Consider the following 1,102-nt stretch of genomic DNA (forward strand, 5'->3'; position numbering starts at 1 on the left):
CCCCGCGCCCCGTGCGGACCGCCCACCGCGTGGTCCACGCCCAGCGCGTGCGCCCGGTGGACCCGACCGCGATCGTCGCGCGGCCCTACTTCAAGCCGTGAGGCACCTGAGCGTTTTAATCCGCCCTGCCGCGTGCGGTGCGTCACGCCGCCAGAGGAATGGGCAAGCTATATAAGGTTCATGCAAGACGAATCGACGCCGAACCGGCGGACAGTCTTGTAAGAAGGAGCCTTATATCCACATGAAGACCCGTTCCGTTGCCGTCGTTGCTGTTCTGATCCTCGGCGTTGCTGTGCCCGCCTCGTCCGCGATGGCGTTCCGCTCTGAGGCGCCCGCCGCCCGCGTCGCCCCGCCCTCGCCCTACGACGACCTGACCACCGGTTCGCTCGGGTTCGACGCCGTGCCGGCGCCCCGCACCGGCTGGTGCGCCCCGAGCTCGGCGAGCGAGGGCAACGCCAACCAGCAGACCCGCCCGGTGATGCAGTACGGCCAGACCAGCGGCGGACCCCGCTGCTGAGCGCGAAGCGGAACGGAATCACGTCCATGAAGCTGTTCAGCTACGCGATGATCGGCGCCTTCGTCTGCGGCCTCGTCCTCACCGCCGTCGGCTCCGTCAACGTCCTGATGTCCCTCTGACGCCGATGTCGGTGGGGCGCCGTTTCCACGCGGCGCGCGACCGGGTGTGACGCGCGATCTCCCTCCCTTGCAGAGGGGGGAGGGCATCGCAGGTGGCGAATTTCTCTTCGACCCCACTGGCAGCACCGGGAGGACGGCGGCGAGCCGATCGTCACTGGTGTCGACTCGCCTCTCGCGTGCTGCGTGAATACGGTGGTCCGCGCCAGAGTAAGGTCGGTGCTTCGTCCGAACACCCCGGGGCGGCACATCCAGGCTGGACATCTCTTAGGCGCCGGATTGGAATGTCCCCCTGTCCAAACGATGCCACGGGAGCCGAGGATGTCCGATCCGATCGTGATCGCCGGGGCGGCGCGCACGCCGATGGGGGCGTTCCAGGGTGAGCTCGCCCGCGTCGCGGCTCCGGAGCTCGGCGCGGCGGCGATCCGCGCGGCGGTGGCGCGAGCTGGGCTCTCCGGCGACGGCGTAT

General features: G+C 69.3%; 1 protein-coding gene and 1 pseudogene. Both read left to right on the forward strand.

All coding sequences use genetic code 11. The annotated features are described in order from the left end of the window. Positions 1–241: 241 nt before the first annotated feature. Positions 242–517: a hypothetical protein gene (locus tag FV222_RS26995; RefSeq protein ID WP_147752430.1), complete on the forward strand. Its 276-nt coding sequence runs from the start codon at positions 242–244 to the stop codon at positions 515–517. A gap of 437 nt (positions 518–954) precedes the next feature. Continuing rightward, positions 955–1,102 (forward strand): annotated as a pseudogene (locus FV222_RS27000) (acetyl-CoA C-acetyltransferase); the annotation flags it as partial.

It is taken from the genome of Methylobacterium sp. WL103 (assembly GCF_008039885.1).
GTDB classification, from domain to species: domain Bacteria; phylum Pseudomonadota; class Alphaproteobacteria; order Rhizobiales; family Beijerinckiaceae; genus Methylobacterium; species Methylobacterium cerastii.

Excerpts from the sequence above, each read along its gene's own strand:
- FV222_RS26995 (WP_147752430.1), top strand. The coding sequence starts at position 242 with ATGAAGACCCGTTCCGTTGCCGTCGTTGCTGTTCTGATCCTCGGCGTT.